Source organism: Siphonobacter sp. (assembly GCF_048595215.1).
Lineage (GTDB): Bacteria > Bacteroidota > Bacteroidia > Cytophagales > Spirosomataceae > Siphonobacter.
In genome coordinates, this window is sequence record NZ_JBMDWJ010000320.1 from 1 (window position 1) to 18,255 (window position 18,255).

Consider the following 18,255-nt stretch of genomic DNA (forward strand, 5'->3'; position numbering starts at 1 on the left):
GTCTTCTTCAACAAAAGATTCGAAACCAATTTCGGCCAGTTCCGCCACGAAGATGTCGTGTACCCCAGGCGAAACGCAGAGTTTTAGTTCGTAGTAGTTCATGATACGAAGGTACGGCAAAAGCTACGGACAAGGCCTACAAAAGCTGAAGATACATGTGATTGTTCTTCTGCGAATACACAAACTTACACTGGTCGTACTTGGGAGATTTCACCCGCGGACGGTAGTTATTAGAGAAGCAATACGGTTCTTTTGGAATGCCTACAATGTTGGTATTGAGCTTACCATCCCCATTTTCATCCTGAAAAACGGCCACTGCATATTCTCCGTACGGAAGATCGTCAATGAACAAGGTCGGAGAAGATCCGCCGTTGGGCTCAAGTTTATAGTTTTTGAAAGGCACCTTCGTAAACGGATCGCTTTTACGAAATACGCCTACCACTAAGGGAGCTCGGGTGTTACGAACATTGGTGAAAGTAATGGCCAGGGGCTCCTGTTTGGCGGGAAAGATAAAATTGAGTACTAAATGACTAATAATGAACAACGTTTTCATAAGCGAACGTAAAAAAGACTATCAACAATTGACTAAAAAAATTGGGCAGTTGCAAAGCCACTGCCCAATAACGTTCAACCTTCAACCTTTGTCTGTTTTGGATTGAATTGGGATTACTCCCAGATCCAACCAGACATTCAGACGTCGTTAAACGTCCGAACAATACAAAAATAGATAAATTTTGTTAAATACTATTTTTTAGTAGATATCAATGAATATTATATTTTATTCTGACGTGTATAAATTATACGGAATAAAATATACGTAATTGTAATTAATATGTCAAGGTAATTTTATGATTAACATTCAAATGATTGTTAAAATTTTGTAAGTATAATCCTTAACGACTTTTCCTGATTTATAGAAAGTTTAAATAAATAAGGACTTTCGCCAGATCGGAGTCTGCCGACGAAAGTCCTTAAACTGTCGGCAAAAATTACTATTTTTTAGGCATAGCCGAATTTTTATCCAGTTGCGAGAGTGTCATTTCTACTTCTTGCAATTTATTAAGTGCTCCTACTAATTTTTGACGTTTTTGATTCAGTTCAGTCCGACGGGCTGCTGAAGGTGATGCTTTTAGCTCCTGATCGACAGCTTCGAGGTGCTTATTGACCTGACTCATCAAATCTTTTGATGAAGTCATTTCGCTCGTACCACTGGTTGGATTAGCCATGGCTTTTTCCACGTTCGTTGACGTAGCTGTCATCGATTCAGTGGCGTTTACGCCATTCCGTTGACCTGGCGTAGTCATGGCCTGCGTCCGCTGTGCCGTGTCCGCTGATGGCGGAGCTACCATATTTTCAGGGTTGTTTGGCAATTCTTTGCCGGAAGTATTTCCTGAACGAGAAGACTTACTCAGGTAACTATTCACGGTCGGTGAAGATTCTTTCGATACGCCCGTCTCGCGACTCATATCGGGTCGTACGCCCGCTGTGTTGGTAGTAGTTGAGTTTGAATTCGTATTGTTTGAATTGGTAGTGGTAGTTCCCCGCATGAGCGAATTATTGGAACCGTTACTCATCGTTGAGCTTGTAGCTGAATTTCCTGTACCGGAAGTAACCGTTGGGTCCGTTGCTGAAGGATTTGCGGCATTACTCATCGCTCCGGGGTTCACTACGGATTGATTCGAGATATTCGTCTGATTGTTATTGGTAGCCGAGTTATTTCGATTGGTCCGGTCGCGGTTATCTGAGCGAGCGTAGGAGTTATTAGGAACCATACCGCCTTGTTCGACCATACCCGTATTGTTGGTAGCAGGTGTACTAGAACCCGGGACGGTACTTGAATTACTGGCGTCGTTCATTCGAACGCTAGCCGTTGAGAGAGAATCCGTGCGGCTGTCGCCGGAAGGAGTAGAGCGTGTACTTTGACAGGAACTTATACCGATAACGGCCAGGGCCGCTGAGAGTACGATGATGTTCTTTTTCATGGCTTTAACGTTGGTTGTGACTTTCTGTTTAGCTCTAGTAAAGAAAAGAACATTCCAAAGAAAAGATTGGGGAGTATTGAGGAACGATTTGAGGAACTTTGAGTAGGGATTGCAAAAGTAAAGCGACTGGAAACCAATCGCTTGAGTAATCGTCCGTATGAATATAAGCTCAAAATTGGCTTAGGCTCGCGTGGATATACGTATACCTTCCTGATAAGAGGTCGGTTGTAATGCGAAGTGTTTCTCAAACTTACTGCTGTCAAACAGGTACTCGTGCTCATATTGATACAGCATTTCAACGCTTTCTTTCAAGTCGGGAACGAAGAGTCCTCCCAGTTGAACCATCCATTTAGGAAGCGTGGTAAATTTGGAAGAAACGCCGAGTTCCTGAGCACAGGCCGCAATGAATTCAGCTCCGGTAAGAGCAGGTGCCGCAGTAGGTAAATGCCAGATTTGCCCAAAGGCTTCAGGAGTATTGCCCAACAAAGCCACTGCGTGGCCCGCATCGGGCGTAAAAATGAAGGAATGCTTTACTTCACTGTTGATCAGCCACTGAGCTTTCTTCCCCTTTTTGAGATTCTGAATAACGGTAATGTCAACCACGCTGGTTTTGACATTGGGACCGTAAAAGTCTGGAGCCCGGGCAATCATAATCTCGACGTTACCCGCCTGATTTTCTTCCTGTAGTTGCCGGGCAATCTTGGCCCGAACTTCCCCTTTTTTACTGACGGGGTTCAGGGGTGTCTCTTCAGTCATGGGGCCGTGTACATAGCCTAGTGCATAGATATTGTCCAAGAAGACTAGTCGAGCCTGATGGTTACGGCAAGCCTGAAGTACGTTTTGGATGACGATGGGCCATTGTTGCTGCCAGAGTTTGGTTCGATAAGGTAGGCCCGCCGTCAGATATACAATGGAAGAACCGGCAACTGCTGCATCAACCTGAGCGGCATCAAGCAGATTGGCTGGAAAAAGCGTATCCGTGGGATTGACCCGCTGGGGCGTTCGGCTGACCAGACGAATGTCGTCAGTGTAGGTACGCAGGTGTTGGGCGAGTGGAACAGACACAGCTCCGCCAGAACCAAGAATCGTTTGCATGGCTTGAAGGGAAAAACGGTTGAGAAATAGTTAAGACTAACTTAGACTTTCAGCGAGGCAATTAACAGATCAAGGGATTGGTCCATGAGTTGCTGTGTATTCAAATGCTCCGGAAAAGCTTTGAGTCGATTTCGAATGTATAGGGACGCCAGTCCATGTACATTTGACCAGACTGACAAAGCCGTAATATATAAATCGTTGGTACGAAGCAATCCCTGATCCATATTTTCCTGGATAATAGTACAAAGTATATGAAAGGCCTGATACCCGCAATCCCAGGTACTTCCCTGTGGAGCCTTTTCCAGAGCATTCATGGGAGAGTAAGAGATGAACATCAGGTCATACATCTCTGGATTATCAATCGCAAACTGCACATACCGATAACCTAATTGCCGGAATCGCTCCAGTGGATCAGCTATTTCCTGTAAGCTTCGAAATGATTCGATTAAAGCGTCGAAACCCAGTTCATGAATAGCAAATAGCAGCTGATCTTTATCCTTATAGTATAGATAAATGGTGGCGGGACTGTATTCGATTCGGTCCGCAATGGTTCGAATGGACGTTTTCTCGTACCCTTCTTCAATAAACACCTGCTTGGCCGTTCGCAGAATCAATTCCCGCATTTCCTGCTTCTCCCGCTCTTTCCGTTCCTGTATACCCATGTAAACTTATTTTGATGTAAACTTAATGAACACTGTTTAGTGTATGAAACATGTTCGGAGATATTTTTTAATTCATGGATTGATTTAGATAATAAAACTCTGATTAAGAATACATTAGAGTTTATAGCAGAAAACAAAATCTTTGATCTTGAAGACAATCAGCCGGGAAACGGAAAATAATTCTAAACTTTGAGCAGTCCGAAGGGTTTCCTTCTCGGACCCCCGGAAATCCCCCTTTTTCCAGAGATTTATTCCGGATTCCTTGTCTAACGGTTGGACTAGGCTACTTTTGCACTTTCTCGTGAAAGCAATCATTGCCGTATGAATTACCATTTAAATCAAATTCCCGAGCGTACCGAGAAGCCCCGGCAGTCTGGATTAACCATGGCTATGGACAAAGGGCTAAGTATCAGACAAGCAGAAGATTTTCTGGATGTTGCTGCCGATCATGTGGACATAGTAAAGCTGGGCTGGGCGACGTCTTTCGTAACGCCTAAGCTGAAAGAGAAATTGAAAGTTTACAAGGAAGCTGGTATTCCGGTTTACTTCGGCGGTACTCTTTTTGAAGCATTCGTTGTTCGGGGTCAATTTGACGATTACCGACGCGTAATCGACGAATTTGGCTTGACGCATGCGGAAGTCTCCGACGGCTCCATTGATATGCCTCAGGATGAGAAACTACAGTACATCAGTACCTTATCAAAGCAGGTAACTGTACTTTCGGAAGTAGGATCGAAGGATGAAGCGAAGATCATTCCGCCGTATAAGTGGATTCAACTTATGAACGCCGAACTGGCGGCTGGTGCCTGGAAAGTAATCGGTGAAGCCCGTGAAGGGGGGAACGTCGGTTTATTCCGCTCTTCGGGAGAGGTTCGTCAGGGGCTGGTTGAAGAAATTCTCACGCAGGTTCCCGCCGAGCACATCATCTGGGAAGCTCCCCAGAAGGCTCAACAGGTGTGGTTTGTACAACTTTTGGGGGCCAACGTGAATCTCGGAAACATTGCTCCAAATGAAGTTATTTCGGTGGAAACCATTCGCTTAGGCCTCCGGGGGGATACCTTCTCGCATTTTCTGAATATGGAAAAAGACTGTTAACTTCCCACCCAAATTCTATCTGTCTCTTCTTTTTATGGAAATTATTAAAGGATTGTTAGATTTCCTCATGCACCTGGATCGCTATCTGGATGTATGGGTGAATGAGTACGGATTGCTGACCTACGGCATTCTTTTTCTGATCGTTTTCGTGGAAACCGGCTTCATTGTCATGCCTCTGTTACCCGGCGATTCGCTGCTATTTGCGGCTGGGGCATTGGCGGCCCGCGATACCAATGAGCTTTCAGTAGGGGTAATTATTCCCTTGTTGATTGTAGCGGCTTTGATGGGCGACAACCTCAATTACTTTGTTGGCAAGTACTTCTCCAATTTCATTCGATCGAGGGAACGGATTCTGTTTTTCAAACGGGAATACCTGTACAAAACCGAAGAATACTACGCCAAATACGGCGGACAAACGGTGATTATCGCCCGTTTTGTACCCATCGTTCGGACCATTGCTCCCTTCGTTGCCGGAGCCGGTAGTATGACGTATGGCCGGTACATTTTCTTCTGCGTAGCGGGAGCCGTACTTTGGGTGACGAGTATTTCGCTACTGGGCTACTTCTTTGGTAACCTGGAGTTTGTGAAGAAAAATTTCGAGATTGTTGTTTTCGGAATCATCGGTCTTTCGGTATTACCTATCATTTGGGGCATCCTGAAAGAGAAATTCATGACGAAGAAAACGGTATAAATCCTTTTCTAAACGAAAGCGTAAAGAATCAGTAGAGGTGTCAAAGCCGTTACGATTCTTTACGCTTTTTTACTGATAACCTATGAACCTCTACGCCCTGATCGGCTTTCCGCTCGGACACTCCTTCTCCAAACGGTATTTCACCGAGAAATTCCAACGGGAAGGGTTAGCCGAAACCCACGTTTACGAACTATTCGAATTACCCGAAGCGAACGAATTACCGGCTTTAGTAGCTCAGTGGCCGGAACTAAAAGGGCTGAACGTAACCATTCCGCACAAAAAAGCCGTACTGCCCTTCCTGACCGAACTGGACCCGCTGGCCGAACGAATCGGTGCGGTCAATGTCATTAAAGTACGACCCGATGGTACGCTGAAAGGCTATAACTCCGATTACTGGGGTTTTCGCTGGTCACTTGAACGCTGGGAGCCTTTTCAGCAATTGCAACCGAAAAAAGCCCTGATTCTGGGGGATGGGGGAGCCACCAAAGCCGTTCGTGTAGCTCTGGAGGATCTGGGCATTACCTACAAAACAGTATCCCGGAAAGAGTCCGATTCGTTTTTGAATTACTCGGATTTGAACGCGGATGTACTGGCGGAGTATTCGCTCCTCATTAACGCCACGCCACTGGGCACGTACCCGAACGTCGACGCCTGTCCGGACCTGCCGTACGCGTCGCTGACCGAACAGAACCTTCTGTACGATCTGGTCTATAATCCGGAAGAAACGCTCTTTATGAAACGCGGAGCCGAACGCGGTGCTGCTACGCACAACGGATACCGCATGCTGGAATTACAGGCTGAGAAGTCCTGGGAAATCTGGAATGAATAACTTACAAGGGTGCCCAGATACTAAGTTCGTCTGTGAGCAGACGATCTTTCTGGAGCAGGGTGCCGCAGAAATCCGGGGCGGCCAGACCGGAACCGAGACGAACCGAACTGCGGAAAATCCGAATCTCATCCCACAGATTCTGTTCGATGAAGGATTGCAACAGGGTAGGGCCGCCCTCGATCACCACACTTTGTATGGATCGTTGCCGTAAGTCCTGCATCAGATTGGGTAAATCCCAGGAATCTGGTACCACCCACTGCGTACGTTCCGTCTGGCGAGTTTCGCGTTGATTATACACCAGCGTTACCTGCGAATCATCCAGAAAATGATACGTATCCGGTAGGCTCAGGGCCCGATCCAAACCAATCCGAACGGGATTTCGACCCGGCCAGAGGCGGGCGTTCAAGTGTGGATTATCGGCCTGAAGTGTACGTGTTCCGACCAGAAAAGCGTCTTCTTCCGTCCGCCATTTATGCAGTAGTCGCCGGGAAACGGCATTGGAAATCTGTAACGGCTGGCCTTCGCGTCCGGCCAGATAGCCGTCCGCCGTTTCAGCCCACTTCAGAATTAAAAAGGGGCGATTCTTTTCAAAATACGTGAAGAATCGGCGATTGATGCGACGGCCTTGGGCGGCTAAAACGCCCGTTTCGACCTCAATACCCGCTTCCTGTAATTTCCGGATACCCCGACCCGCCACCAGCGGATTAGGATCATCGTTACAAATCACCACCCGCCGTACCCCTTCACTAACGAGTCGGTCAGCACAAGGCGGCGTTTTGCCGTAGTGCGAGCAGGGTTCGAGCGTTACATATACGGTCGCCTCCGGAAGCAAGTCACGTTCAGCAACAGCATTCAGGGCATTGACTTCCGCGTGAGCCTGCCCATACTGACGGTGCCAGCCTTCGCCGATAATGCGGTTTTCGTGCACAATCACACAGCCGACCATGGGGTTCGGTGCTACGGTACCCTGACCTAGCTGGGCCAGTTCCAGAGCCCGTTGCATGAAAAGTTCGTCCATCAATGCGTGTCTTTGACTAGTCAAAAAGCGAATATACGATCATACGCAAAAGACGCTGATCAAACGAGTTCGTTTCACCAGCGTCTTTCTTAAATACTGACTTGTTTCTTATTTCAGCAGAGCTTCGGCTTGCGTTTTAGCGGCCTTCAGTTCGATTTGAATCTGCTCGATACTTTTCTTGATTTCTTTCTGAATTTCAACGTGCTGCTCGGGCGTTACATCAGGAGCTTTTTTGTGCTCGTGGTGGTGATGGTGTTCCCCTTCGCCATGGCCTTCGTGTTCATGCTCGTGCTCATGTTCCATTCCCGGAACCGTTACTAAGTTTTCTTCCCAAGCTTTGAAATCCGTTTGTACCTTATCCAGAGCGGCTACAGCCGAAGCAAAGGCTGCCGTGTCTTTGGCGGCAATTTGTTTATTCGCTAGTGCAGATTGGAGGCTATCCAACGATTTAACTTCGGGCTCAATACTTTCCATGATTTCATGAGCTTCATTGTGAATCGCCGCCGCTTCTTTCAGTTGGGGATTTTCCTTTTCCTGACAGGAAAACAACAGCAAACCGACGAGCAGAGCCGACAGAGGGAGAAAACGTTTGATCATAGCAGGATTAATTAGCTTCGCAATGTTAGGACAAAATCAGGAGAAAACCATTTGTTACTGGTAGCTGACTTCCGTCAGTTCTAGACCCTGATTACGAAGGTCCTGAAGCAACTGGTCTTTATTGATTTTTCGAAAATCGTAGCGTACGGAAACTACCCCGGCCTGTACGGGCTTCAACTGCAGGACTCCATCCACCTTTTCCAGACTTTTTTCCAGCATTTGAGGCGTCGTATCTTCCGACAGGGCCAGCGTCAATTTCCGGGCGTTAAAGACCCGCTGTACCTGAGCCGTGGCCATTTTCTGATCATTGGACATCAACCATTCGTGCGGAATGCTCCAGGCCACTACCGAGAACACTAATAAGAACCAGAAAATCGCCCGTTCGTAGCGTAAACGCGGACTAGGCTGATGCTGTACGTATAAATGATAAAAAGACCAGCTCATTAAGAGTACCTGAAAACCAACTAAGTACCAGCGGTAATCCAATACCCAGCTCAGTACTGACGAAGACCCGCTCAGGCCTAGCACTGCCGCCAGTAAGGGCAACAGACAGCACAGCCAGTGAGCAATCACCGTGAGTACGGAAGTGGATGCATATACAATCGATTTCATAGCTTTCTGCAACTTGGTTGCAAAATTACAATTTTCTCGGCGAACAAGTTCCGATTTCCTCTAAAAAAATCAGACGAACCTTTGGAGCCTAACCTGATTCACAGGGAGGATTATTTCAGCAGGTCTGCCCGTTGGCCTTGTCAACCGACCCCTTCCGGCCGTATCTTTGTCTTCTATCCATTGTTTATTTGGTCAGGAAAAAGGCTCGTTCACGGAGCTTTTCACTGACCCAACGACTGAAGTGACTATGGCTCGTCCATCCAAGGAAGGTGCAGGGAAGCAGGAGAAGGAAACCCCTCTGAATCGGCAGTATAATCAAATCAAAACGCAATACCCGGGAGCCATTCTCTTGTTCCGGGTGGGCGATTTTTACGAAACGTTTGGGGAAGATGCCGTACGGGCCAGCAAGATTCTGGGTATTACGCTCACCAAACGAAACAACGGTACCTCAGGCGAAACACCCCTAGCGGGTTTTCCCCACCATTCTCTCGATAATTACCTGCCTAAACTGGTACGGGCGGGTGAACGCGTCGCCATCTGCGACCAGCTCGAAGACCCGGCTACGGCCAAAGGCATTGTACGGCGGGGCGTTACGGAGCTGGTGACGCCGGGTGTTTCTTTCAACGACAATGTACTCGATGTTCGGCGGAACAATTACCTGGCCGCCGTGCATTTTCAGAAAGACGTAATCGGCATTTCTTTTCTGGACGTTTCGACGGGTGAATTTTTGACTACGCAGGGCAATGCGGCTTACGTGGAGAAATTACTGCAAAGTTTTAGTCCGGCGGAAATCCTCTTTTGTAAGAAAAATCGCTCGGAGTTTCAGGGCATTTTCGGAGAGCAATTCAATACCTATCAACTGGAAGATTGGGCATTCACGCACGATTTTGCGTATCCCTTACTAACGGCTCATTTCAACACCACGACGCTCAAAGGCTTTGGGGTGGAAAACCTTACCGAAGGAATCGTCGCGGCGGGGGTTATTCTGCACTACCTGGCCGAAACCGAGCACCGCGATGTCGGGCATATTACCCGATTGACGCGTCTGGAAGAAGATAAGTACGTCTGGCTGGATCGCTTTACGATTCGCAACCTGGAGTTGGTAACGGCTCAACAGGAAAACGGCGTACCGCTCATTCAGATTCTTGACCAGACGCTGACGCCGATGGGAGCCCGGATGCTGCGGAAGTGGCTGGTACTGCCGCTCAAAGAACTAAAACCCATTCACGAGCGACTCAACACGGTCGACCTACTGTTGCAGGATACCGAACTGGCCGAAACGCTGGATACGCACCTGCGGCAAATCGGCGATCTGGAGCGTTTGATTTCCAAAGTAGCCGTTCGCCGGATCAATCCCCGGGAAATGCTGGCTTTGAAACGGGCCTTGTCGCACGTCGGACCCATTCGGAATTTTCTGCTCCAGCACAGTGCAACCCAGCCCTTACTGCGGAAGTACGCCGAGCAACTGAATACCTGCGAGTCGCTGCTCGAAAAGATTGAAACGGAATTACGCGAAGATCCGCCGCTGGTAACTAACCTGGGTAATATGATCAAATCGGGTGTGGACAACGAGCTGGACCAGTTGCATCAGATTGCCTATGCGGGAAAGGATTTTCTGGTGAATATTCAGAACCGGGAGATCACGAATACGGGCATCACCTCGCTGAAAATTGCGTACAATAAAGTTTTCGGGTATTATCTGGAAGTGACGAATGCTCACAAGAATCGCGTACCTGCCGAGTGGATTCGCAAGCAAACGCTCGTCAATGCGGAACGCTACATTACGCCCGAACTGAAAGAATACGAGGATCAGATTTTGAATGCCGAGGATAAAATCTTCGTGATTGAACAACGCATCTTTAACGAACTGATCCAAACGGCCAGCGAGTACGTGAGTCCCATTCAGCAAAATGCTCGGGTGTTAGCCGTACTGGATACCTTACTGAGTTTCTCTAAGATTGCCCAAAAGAATAAGTACGCTAAACCGGAAGTAAACGAGGGAAAAGCGATTCGCATTGCAGCGGGTCGGCACCCGGTGATTGAACAACAGTTACCCATGGGTGAAAGCTACGTACCGAATGATCTGACGCTGGACGATGAAGAGCAGCAAATCATCATGATTACGGGCCCCAACATGGCGGGGAAATCGGCTTTACTACGACAAACGGCTCTGATCGTACTGATGGCCCAGATCGGTAGTTTCGTACCGGCCACGGCCGCCGAAATTGGTCTGGTCGATAAGGTCTTTACGCGGGTGGGGGCTTCCGATAACCTGAGCCGGGGGGAAAGTACGTTTATGGTGGAAATGACCGAAACAGCAAGTATTCTCAATAACCTGAGCGACCGGAGTCTGGTCCTGATGGATGAAATTGGGCGGGGTACGAGTACCTACGACGGCGTAAGTATTGCCTGGGGGATCACCGAATATCTGCATAGCCTGCCGAATGCCCGACCGAAAACGCTCTTCGCTACGCACTATCACGAACTCAATCAGTTGGCAGAGGATTTTCCACGAATCAAAAACTTCAACGTTTCCGTGAAGGAATCGGGGAATAAAGTGATTTTCCTGCGGAAACTGAAGCCTGGTGGTTCAGAGCACAGTTTCGGTATTCACGTGGCTCAGATGGCGGGTATGCCGGGTGCGGTAGTCAATCGGGCAAACGAAATTCTGGCTCACCTCGAACAGGATCATATCAAGGAAAATCATACCGAACGCATTCGGGAAGTGCCCAAAGCGATCCCAGCGTTTCAGATGAGTTTATTCGGGGCAGAAAAAGATCCGCGTTTCGAAAAAGTGGAAGAACTGCTATCGCGAATTGACGTCAATACGCTGACGCCGATTGAAGCCCTGTTGAAATTAAATGAAATCAAACGGTTGATGGAATAAGATCTGGAAACGAAGTTCAGTATTCGTTTTCTCAGCAAATAGAAAAGCCCGCCGAATCTGCTTCGTCGGGCTTTTCCGTGCTTGATCAAGCTATTTTCGCAAGCGATTCCAGGCGAATAAGGTCAGGCCCGCTACTGCTCCAATGGCCAGCCCTTTGGCTACCCAGTACGAAATCGGTGTTGGCATGGACACAATACCATTTTCATCCGTATGAGCCGGGTGATTGATATATCGACTCGAGCCGGGTAGGGCTCGGGTATCAAAGTTATCGGAAAGTTCCTGCAATTGTGAACGCCATTCTTTACCCCGCAGTGCTTTTCCATGACCCGTACCTACGGCACTGGGCTTAAGCTGGGCCAGCCGACGGACGGACTTTTTCGCAGCTCGCCAGTCGCAGGTAAAGTAGCTCGGCGGTCCGTGTAGTTCCAATTTCTGCGTAGCTACGGAGAATACTGAATTCTGATTAGTGGTCACGAAGGCATCCCCGGCAATCAGTACTTTATCTTTATCTCGGAACAGCGATACGTGTCCGGGAGCATGACCGGGTGTATGGATGAACCGCCAGTCGGGTAATTCTTCAATGAAACCATCGTGTGGAATCGGTTTCACTTGACCTGAAATATCGAGTGGACGAATCGGGAATAAAAACGAGAGAGCTGCCATCGCACCGTTACCCGCCGTTGGATCTGGTGGTGGGTAGTGTGATTTCCCGGTCAGGAATGGCATTTCCAGCGGATGAGCATATACTGGGATATTTCCCCAGGCTTTAAGTAAGTCTTCCAGAGCACCAGTATGATCGAAGTGACCGTGGGTAAGGACAATAGCCTGTGGCGGATTGTCTTTACCAAAACGCGTTTCTGCCTCTTTGATGATACGACTGGCTGAGTTTGGGATCGCCGCATCGACAAGTACCCAGGGATTACCTTCTCCCTGTTTACCAATCATGTACACGTTGACAAACACTACCTTAATACCCGCTACGTCATCGGCTACATCGTATTCCGATCCGTACGTTTGGGTTTTTTCTTCCAGCAGTTCCTTTTCCATAGGTTGGTTTTTTAGGGCAGCTATCTTGAAAAAGCCATACCACCAAAACGGCCTCAACGCAAATAGCCCGCCGCAAGCGGGCTATTTGGGGAGTCTGATCCTCAGCGTACTACTACTTTTTTAAAGCCTTCGCCATTTCCAGAGGACGGTCGGTAGACATAATATCCGCTCCGTTTTTGGCAAAATTGACGTATACCTGATCGCCTTTGGCCTGAGCCATTTTATCGAGGTTACCCAGCGTTCCTAAAATGCAGGAAATACCTTTTTTGTGAAGAAAGGCATAATGCTCGGCGGAAGGCTCCCGGGTTCCTACAAAGGCTACCATGCGATTGTCAGGAATACCCAGATCGTGGTGACGATTGTATTCGGCCTCATTGCGAATGGTTACGGAAATCATCAGACTGGGTTCGAGTTTGTGGACTTTTGCGGCATCCTGGGCATTATACGTAATGACGACGCAGTTGTCTTCCGTACGTGTGCGGTGAATCAGGTCTACCACTTTTTCAAAAGGTACCGTGCGTTTCACGTCCAGCGTATAAATCACTTTGCCTTTCCCCCAGTTCAATACCTGCTCCAGCGTAGGCATCCGAAATGTGGTCGTAGTACCAGCGTTGTCTTTCAGATGTAAACTTTGCGTATACGCGTACGAAACCGCGTTAAGTTTCCCTTTTCCGGTCGTTGTACGGTCCAGTACGTCGTCGTGCAGCATCACGAGTACGCTGTCCTGCGTCAATCCAATGTCACACTCGATAATCATGGCTGCCTGTTTCGCCAGATACGCAAACGATTCAAGGCAGTTTTCGGGATAACCCGCGTAGTCGCCACCGCCCCGGTGAGCACTGATGAGCGTAGGTTTCCCGGCTTCGGGTTTCAGGTATTCGGAAAGCCCCTGTTTGGGTACGCGGAGGTACGTTTTAGGAGCACAGCCCAGCAGAAAAGCCAGGCAAAAGGCCAGCAGGCCAAAACGGGTAAGCATGTGAAGTTTGCAGTTTGCGGTTTACAGTTTTCAGGATGGCGTTTCCGTCGCTGTATTCTAATCAGTTGAAAATAGTGTTAGCAGTTTTATGTACAATTTTCAGAATTAACCTCTCCATTACTGTATTTGCATGAACTGAAAACAGGAAACAGTCAACTGAAAACTAAAATCAAATCCCCGCTTCAGGTAAGCCGAAAGCGGGGATTGAGTACTGAATAGTATAGCGTCCTAAACGTCGAGTAACAGACGAGCCGGATCTTCCAGCAGTTGTTTCACGCGTACCAGGAAGCTTACGGATTCTTTACCGTCGATGATGCGGTGATCGTAGCTCAGGGCGATGTACATCATCGGACGAATTACGATTTCTTTGTTCACCACTACCGGACGCTCGATGATGTTGTGCATCCCGAGAATCGCCACCTGCGGAGCGTTGATGATCGGCGTAGACATCATGGAACCGAATACACCACCGTTGGTGATCGTAAACGTACCGCCTGACATATCTTCGATCGTCAGCTTATTGTCACGGGCTTTTACTGCCAGCTCAATAATGCCTTTTTCGATACCAGCGAAGCTGAGTTGATCCGCGTTACGCAGAATCGGAACCACCAGACCACGCTCGGTTGATACAGCTACGGAAATATCTACGTAATCGTGGTAAACGATTTCATCGCCATCGATGGAAGCGTTTACGGCCTGGAATTCTTTCAGAGCTACGCAAACGGCTTTCGCAAAGAAGGACATGAAGCCCAAACCAACGCCGTGTTTCTCTTTGAATTTGTCCTTGAACTTCGAACGCAGCTCCATGATCGGCTGCATGTCCACTTCATTGAACGTAGTCAGCATGGCTGTTTCGTTCTTCACGGCTACCAGTCGGCGAGCGATGGTTTTTCGCAGTGAAGTCATGCGTTGACGACGTTCCGCCCGTCCACCCGTAGCCGCAGGAGCAGCCGCAGGCTGGGGAGCCGGAGCGGCCTTGGGGGCTTCGGCTTTCGCTGCAGGAGCCGGAGCCGAAGTGGCTTTCAGAGCATCCGCTTTGGTGATTTTTCCACCTTCGCCTGAGCCCTGAATGTCTTTCGGATTGATGCCTTTGTCCGCCAAAATAGCCGCCGCTACGGGCGTTACGCCACTGGCTTTATCCGCTACCGGGGCCGAAGAGCCACCTGAAGCCGGAGCTGCTGCTGGAGCCGAAGGAGCCGCCGCCGGAGCACCGGCACCTACCGTAATGGTAGCCACTACTGCACCGATTTCAAGCGTAGAGCCGGGTTCGGCAATAATGTGCAGCGTACCTGCCGCTTCCGCGGGCAGTTCAAACGTAGCTTTATCGGATTCCAGTTCGCAGAGGATTTCGTCCATTTTCACGAAATCACCTTCTTTTTTATTCCAGTTGGCAATGGTAGCCTCGGTAACCGATTCGCCCATTACCGGAATTTTCACTTCAATAGTTTTGGTCTCTTCCGCCTTTGCTTCAGGAGCAGGAGCCGGAGCGGCTTCGGGAGCCTGACCGTTGTTGGAGGCCGCCGCCGGAGCTTCTTCTTGAGGAGCTTCGGGAGCTGCACCGTCCGTTGAAATCGAGCAGATGGGGGCTCCGATGGCGAGCGTATCACCTTCTTTCGCCAGGATACGTAGCACACCCGCCGCTTCAGCGGGTAGCTCGAAAGTAGCCTTGTCAGACTCTAACTCGCATAATACCTCATCCATCTTTACCGTATCGCCATCTTTTTTATTCCAGGTGGCGATGGTAACCTCGGTGACGGATTCCCCCACGACGGGGACTTTCATTTCGATGATTGCCATGATTGGGTACTTCCCAGGAGGGAGGATTCGTTCGGTTTTATAATCAAATGGCCGAATTCAGGCTAAACGCCACCTGAATTCGGCTTTTTATTGGTTAAGCAAAGGCTTCCTGAATCAGGGCTGCTTGTTCTTCACTATGTGTTTTGAGGAACCCGGTGGCCGGAGAAGCAGACGTTTTACGCGAAATCACTCCCATACCCACACCACAACCAAATTCACGTAAGATAAACGACCAGTAGCCCATGTTTTTGGGTTCTTCCTGTACCCAGTACACTTTAGCTTTGGCGTATTTGCCCAGTTCCTGTTGAATCTGTTTCAGCGGCAGCGGATGCAGTTGCTCAACCCGAACAATCGCTACGTCTTTCCGCTGATCTTTCTGCTGTTTGTCGAGTAAGTCGTAGTATACTTTACCCGTACACAGCAGGACTTTCTTCACTTCTTTCGTATTCACGTACGAATCGCCAATTACTTCCCGGAAGCCACCTGTGGTCAGATCTTCAAGCGGGGATACGTTGAGCGGATGCCGCAACATGGATTTGGGAGACATGATCACCAGCGGTTTCCGGAAATCCCAAGTCAGCTGACGCCGCATGAGGTGGAAAATGTTGGCTGGTGTCGTCACGTTGGCTACCACCATGTTATAGTCACCGCACAATTGCAGGAAGCGTTCGGGGCGGGCATTCGAGTGCTCCGGACCCTGACCTTCGTAGCCGTGGGGCAGTAACATCACCAGACCATTCTGCAGACCCCATTTCGATTCGCAGGAGCTGACAAACTGGTCAATAATGATTTGAGCACCGTTGGCGAAGTCACCAAACTGAGCTTCCCAGATCACCAGGGCGTGAGCGTTGGCCATCGAGTAACCAAACTCAAAGCCGAGTACACCGTATTCCGAAAGAAGGGAGTTGAAGATTTGCATCTGCTCCTGACCTTCTTCGATGTGGTCGATCTGCGTATAGGTCTTGTTATTTTCGGCGTCGTGCAGAACCGCGTGACGGTGGCTAAAGGTGCCCCGTTGTACGTCCTGACCCGTCATCCGTACCGTTTTACCTTCCATCAGCAACGAACCGTAGGCCATCAACTCAGCCGTAGCCCAGTTCACCTGACCGTTTTCCTCCAGTAATTTCTTCCGGTCGGAAATCAGTTTGTCGATCTGCTTAAGCGGTTTAAAACCTTCGGGCAGCGTCGTCAGGGCTTTGAAAATTTTATCCAGATTCTCGCGGGAAACGCTCGTATCGGGTGATTGCTCGAAATCTTCCGCCGAACCGTACCGCAGGGCTTTCCAGTCTTCGTCGAGTTTGAGCGGGTGGAATACCGGAGCTTCGGCCTGCTTCACGCCATCCAGACGATCCTGGAGGAATTGCTTGAATTCAGCTTCCATGCCCTTGGCCAGCTTGGCATCTACTTTACCCCGGCTAACCAGTTGCTCGTTGTAGAGTTCGAGTACGTTCTTGTGCAGTTTAATCTGCGAGTACATCGTCGGTTGGGTGAAAGACGGTTCATCTGACTCGTTGTGTCCCCAGCGACGGTAGCAAAGCATGTTAATGAATACGTCCTGATTGAATTCCTGACGGTATTCAACGGCCATTTTCGATACGAACATGACAGCTTCCGGATCGTCACCGTTCACGTGGAATACGGGGGCGTCGATGATTTTGGCAATGTCCGTACAGTAAATTGCCGAACGGCCTTCCGCTGCATCCGTCGTAAAACCAATCTGGTTGTTGATGACGAAGTGAATGGTACCCCCCGTTTTGTAGGCGGGAAGTTTCGCCATTTGCGTCACTTCATACACAATACCCTGACCCGCTACGGCGGCATCGCCGTGAATCAGGATGGGCATAACCTTATCGTAATCGCCTTCGAAAATCCCGTCGGCCCGGCTACGTACGAAACCTTCCACCACGGGGTTTACCGTTTCCAGGTGCGAAGGGTTCGGAGCCAGTTTCAGGCTTACTTCCGTTCCTTTGGGCGTTACGTGGGTGCTTGAGTAACCCAGGTGATATTTTACGTCTCCGCCAAAGTTAATGTCGTTGGGGAGGTTGTCTTCCAGTTCAGGTACCTGTCCTACGAAACCACTGATGATTTCATCGTAGGATTTATGCATGATGTTTACCAGCACGTTCAGACGGCCCCGGTGAGCCATCCCGATCATCACTTCTTTCACGCCCATGTCGGCAGACGTATTGATGATCGTATCCAGGGAAGAAATCGTTGCTTCGCCACCTTCCAGCGAGAAGCGTTTCTGACCCAGGAATTTCGTGTGCAGGAATTGCTCGAACGTAACGGCTTCGTTGAGCTTCTTCAGAATGCGTTCTTTTTCTTCTTTTGTCGGATCGAATACCAGAGCGGCTTTCTCAATCTGATTCCGTAGCCACTCTTTTTCTTCCATGTTCCGCACGTACATGTACTCGAAACCAATGTTGCCCGCGTAGATTTTCTCCAGAGCGGCCATGATTTCGCGTAAGGTAGCCGAACGACCCAGCAAGAAATGACCGGCTTCGAAAACCGTATCCAGATCTTTTTCGGAAAGCTTATAATCTTCCAGCGTCAGACGGGCCTCCACGTTACGATCGTAACCCAGCGGATTGGTTTTCGCCAGCAAGTGACCGCGTGAACGATACGCTTTAATCAAACTCAGTACGGAGCCTTCTTTGGCGATAAGGCCCGCATCGGCTGGTTTAGCCTGACCATTAGAAGTTCCGTTGGAAGAAACGCCATTGGTGGCTCCTTTTTCACCGTAAATGGCGGAAAAATCGTAGCCTTTAAAGAAGTTTTGCCAGCTCGTATCGACGCTGGAAGGGTCCTGTTGGTATTTATCGTACAAGTCGGAAATGTAATCCACGTCCGCATTGGCGATATATGAATATTGGTCCATATCTGAAAACTGCTCGAATAATTGGGCAAAGGTAGGGGATGCAAAAGACTGAGAAGGAAAATATTCTCAAATTTCCTCAAAATTTCCGC

General features: G+C 48.9%; 15 protein-coding genes. 4 read left to right on the forward strand and 11 right to left on the reverse strand.

Features of this window, described 5'->3' with window-relative positions; all coding sequences use genetic code 11:
• Positions 1–136: 136 nt before the first annotated feature.
• The 4 genes from ACOJTG_RS19755 to ACOJTG_RS19770 form a co-directional block, all read right to left on the reverse strand.
• On the reverse strand, positions 137–553 hold the full coding sequence (locus tag ACOJTG_RS19755) for a DUF2141 domain-containing protein (RefSeq protein ID WP_104713024.1): 417 nt from the start codon (positions 551–553) through the stop codon (positions 137–139).
• A gap of 439 nt (positions 554–992) precedes the next feature.
• The gene (locus ACOJTG_RS19760; RefSeq protein WP_420155395.1) at positions 993–1,982 is read right to left on the reverse strand and encodes a hypothetical protein; all 990 of its coding nucleotides are present in this window, start codon (positions 1,980–1,982) and stop codon (positions 993–995) included.
• A gap of 180 nt (positions 1,983–2,162) precedes the next feature.
• The gene (locus tag ACOJTG_RS19765; RefSeq protein ID WP_420155396.1) at positions 2,163–3,077 is read right to left on the reverse strand and encodes an NAD-dependent epimerase/dehydratase family protein; all 915 of its coding nucleotides are present in this window, start codon (positions 3,075–3,077) and stop codon (positions 2,163–2,165) included.
• Positions 3,078–3,118: 41 nt separating this feature from the next.
• Complete coding sequence (locus tag ACOJTG_RS19770; RefSeq protein ID WP_420155397.1) at positions 3,119–3,739, reverse strand: TetR/AcrR family transcriptional regulator; 621 nt, start codon at positions 3,737–3,739, stop codon at positions 3,119–3,121.
• A 321-nt stretch (positions 3,740–4,060) separates the two neighbouring features.
• Between ACOJTG_RS19770 and ACOJTG_RS19775 the strand changes: the two genes are divergently transcribed.
• From ACOJTG_RS19775 to ACOJTG_RS19785, 3 genes are all read left to right on the forward strand, one after another.
• A complete protein-coding gene (locus ACOJTG_RS19775; protein WP_420155398.1) occupies positions 4,061–4,834 on the forward strand; it encodes a phosphosulfolactate synthase in 774 nt (257 codons plus the stop codon).
• Between the two features lie 34 nt (positions 4,835–4,868).
• Positions 4,869–5,525 carry a VTT domain-containing protein gene (locus ACOJTG_RS19780; RefSeq protein WP_094813273.1) on the forward strand — a complete coding sequence of 219 codons (657 nt, stop codon included), beginning with the start codon at positions 4,869–4,871 and terminating at the stop codon, positions 5,523–5,525.
• 82 nt (positions 5,526–5,607) lie between these two features.
• The gene (locus ACOJTG_RS19785; RefSeq protein WP_420155399.1) at positions 5,608–6,354 is read left to right on the forward strand and encodes a shikimate dehydrogenase family protein; all 747 of its coding nucleotides are present in this window, start codon (positions 5,608–5,610) and stop codon (positions 6,352–6,354) included.
• A gap of 1 nt (position 6,355) precedes the next feature.
• Here the strand turns inward: ACOJTG_RS19785 and ribD are convergent, their stop codons facing one another.
• The 3 genes from ribD to ACOJTG_RS19800 form a co-directional block, all read right to left on the reverse strand.
• On the reverse strand, positions 6,356–7,372 hold the full coding sequence (ribD, locus tag ACOJTG_RS19790) for a bifunctional diaminohydroxyphosphoribosylaminopyrimidine deaminase/5-amino-6-(5-phosphoribosylamino)uracil reductase RibD (protein ID WP_420155400.1): 1,017 nt from the start codon (positions 7,370–7,372) through the stop codon (positions 6,356–6,358).
• Between the two features lie 108 nt (positions 7,373–7,480).
• Positions 7,481–7,969, reverse strand: coding sequence for a hypothetical protein (locus ACOJTG_RS19795; RefSeq protein ID WP_420155401.1), 489 nt, complete (start codon positions 7,967–7,969; stop codon positions 7,481–7,483).
• Positions 7,970–8,023: 54 nt separating this feature from the next.
• Positions 8,024–8,581 carry a hypothetical protein gene (locus ACOJTG_RS19800; RefSeq protein ID WP_420155402.1) on the reverse strand — a complete coding sequence of 186 codons (558 nt, stop codon included), beginning with the start codon at positions 8,579–8,581 and terminating at the stop codon, positions 8,024–8,026.
• Between the two features lie 247 nt (positions 8,582–8,828).
• Here ACOJTG_RS19800 and mutS point away from each other — a divergent pair, with 247 nt between their 5' ends.
• Positions 8,829–11,468, forward strand: a complete 2,640-nt coding sequence (gene mutS / locus ACOJTG_RS19805; RefSeq protein WP_420155443.1) for a DNA mismatch repair protein MutS — start codon at positions 8,829–8,831, stop codon at positions 11,466–11,468.
• Positions 11,469–11,558: 90 nt separating this feature from the next.
• Here mutS and ACOJTG_RS19810 read toward each other — a convergent pair whose 3' ends face one another.
• The 4 genes from ACOJTG_RS19810 to ACOJTG_RS19825 form a co-directional block, all read right to left on the reverse strand.
• Positions 11,559–12,515 (reverse strand): MBL fold metallo-hydrolase, encoded by a 957-nt coding sequence (locus tag ACOJTG_RS19810; RefSeq protein ID WP_420155403.1) that lies wholly within the window; start codon positions 12,513–12,515, stop codon positions 11,559–11,561.
• A 112-nt stretch (positions 12,516–12,627) separates the two neighbouring features.
• Positions 12,628–13,491, reverse strand: coding sequence for a glycerophosphodiester phosphodiesterase family protein (locus ACOJTG_RS19815; RefSeq protein ID WP_420155404.1), 864 nt, complete (start codon positions 13,489–13,491; stop codon positions 12,628–12,630).
• A gap of 228 nt (positions 13,492–13,719) precedes the next feature.
• Positions 13,720–15,288, reverse strand: coding sequence for a 2-oxoglutarate dehydrogenase complex dihydrolipoyllysine-residue succinyltransferase (odhB, locus tag ACOJTG_RS19820; protein WP_420155405.1), 1,569 nt, complete (start codon positions 15,286–15,288; stop codon positions 13,720–13,722).
• A gap of 94 nt (positions 15,289–15,382) precedes the next feature.
• Positions 15,383–18,166: a 2-oxoglutarate dehydrogenase E1 component gene (locus ACOJTG_RS19825; RefSeq protein ID WP_420155406.1), complete on the reverse strand. Its 2,784-nt coding sequence runs from the start codon at positions 18,164–18,166 to the stop codon at positions 15,383–15,385.
• Positions 18,167–18,255: the final 89 nt, after the last annotated feature.

Excerpts from the sequence above, each read along its gene's own strand:
- ACOJTG_RS19780 (WP_094813273.1), top strand. The coding sequence starts at position 4,869 with ATGGAAATTATTAAAGGATTGTTAGATTTCCTCATGCACCTGGATCGC.
- ACOJTG_RS19775 (WP_420155398.1), top strand. The coding sequence starts at position 4,061 with ATGAATTACCATTTAAATCAAATTCCCGAGCGTACCGAGAAGCCCCGG.
- ACOJTG_RS19765 (WP_420155396.1), bottom strand. The coding sequence starts at position 3,077 with ATGCAAACGATTCTTGGTTCTGGCGGAGCTGTGTCTGTTCCACTCGCC.
- ACOJTG_RS19770 (WP_420155397.1), bottom strand. The coding sequence starts at position 3,739 with ATGGGTATACAGGAACGGAAAGAGCGGGAGAAGCAGGAAATGCGGGAA.
- odhB (WP_420155405.1), bottom strand. The coding sequence starts at position 15,288 with ATGGCAATCATCGAAATGAAAGTCCCCGTCGTGGGGGAATCCGTCACC.
- ACOJTG_RS19810 (WP_420155403.1), bottom strand. The coding sequence starts at position 12,515 with ATGGAAAAGGAACTGCTGGAAGAAAAAACCCAAACGTACGGATCGGAA.
- ACOJTG_RS19760 (WP_420155395.1), bottom strand. The coding sequence starts at position 1,982 with ATGAAAAAGAACATCATCGTACTCTCAGCGGCCCTGGCCGTTATCGGT.
- ACOJTG_RS19755 (WP_104713024.1), bottom strand. The coding sequence starts at position 553 with ATGAAAACGTTGTTCATTATTAGTCATTTAGTACTCAATTTTATCTTT.
- ribD (WP_420155400.1), bottom strand. The coding sequence starts at position 7,372 with ATGGACGAACTTTTCATGCAACGGGCTCTGGAACTGGCCCAGCTAGGT.
- ACOJTG_RS19785 (WP_420155399.1), top strand. The coding sequence starts at position 5,608 with ATGAACCTCTACGCCCTGATCGGCTTTCCGCTCGGACACTCCTTCTCC.
- mutS (WP_420155443.1), top strand. The coding sequence starts at position 8,829 with ATGGCTCGTCCATCCAAGGAAGGTGCAGGGAAGCAGGAGAAGGAAACC.
- ACOJTG_RS19825 (WP_420155406.1), bottom strand. The coding sequence starts at position 18,166 with ATGGACCAATATTCATATATCGCCAATGCGGACGTGGATTACATTTCC.
- ACOJTG_RS19800 (WP_420155402.1), bottom strand. The coding sequence starts at position 8,581 with ATGAAATCGATTGTATATGCATCCACTTCCGTACTCACGGTGATTGCT.
- ACOJTG_RS19815 (WP_420155404.1), bottom strand. The coding sequence starts at position 13,491 with ATGCTTACCCGTTTTGGCCTGCTGGCCTTTTGCCTGGCTTTTCTGCTG.
- ACOJTG_RS19795 (WP_420155401.1), bottom strand. The coding sequence starts at position 7,969 with ATGATCAAACGTTTTCTCCCTCTGTCGGCTCTGCTCGTCGGTTTGCTG.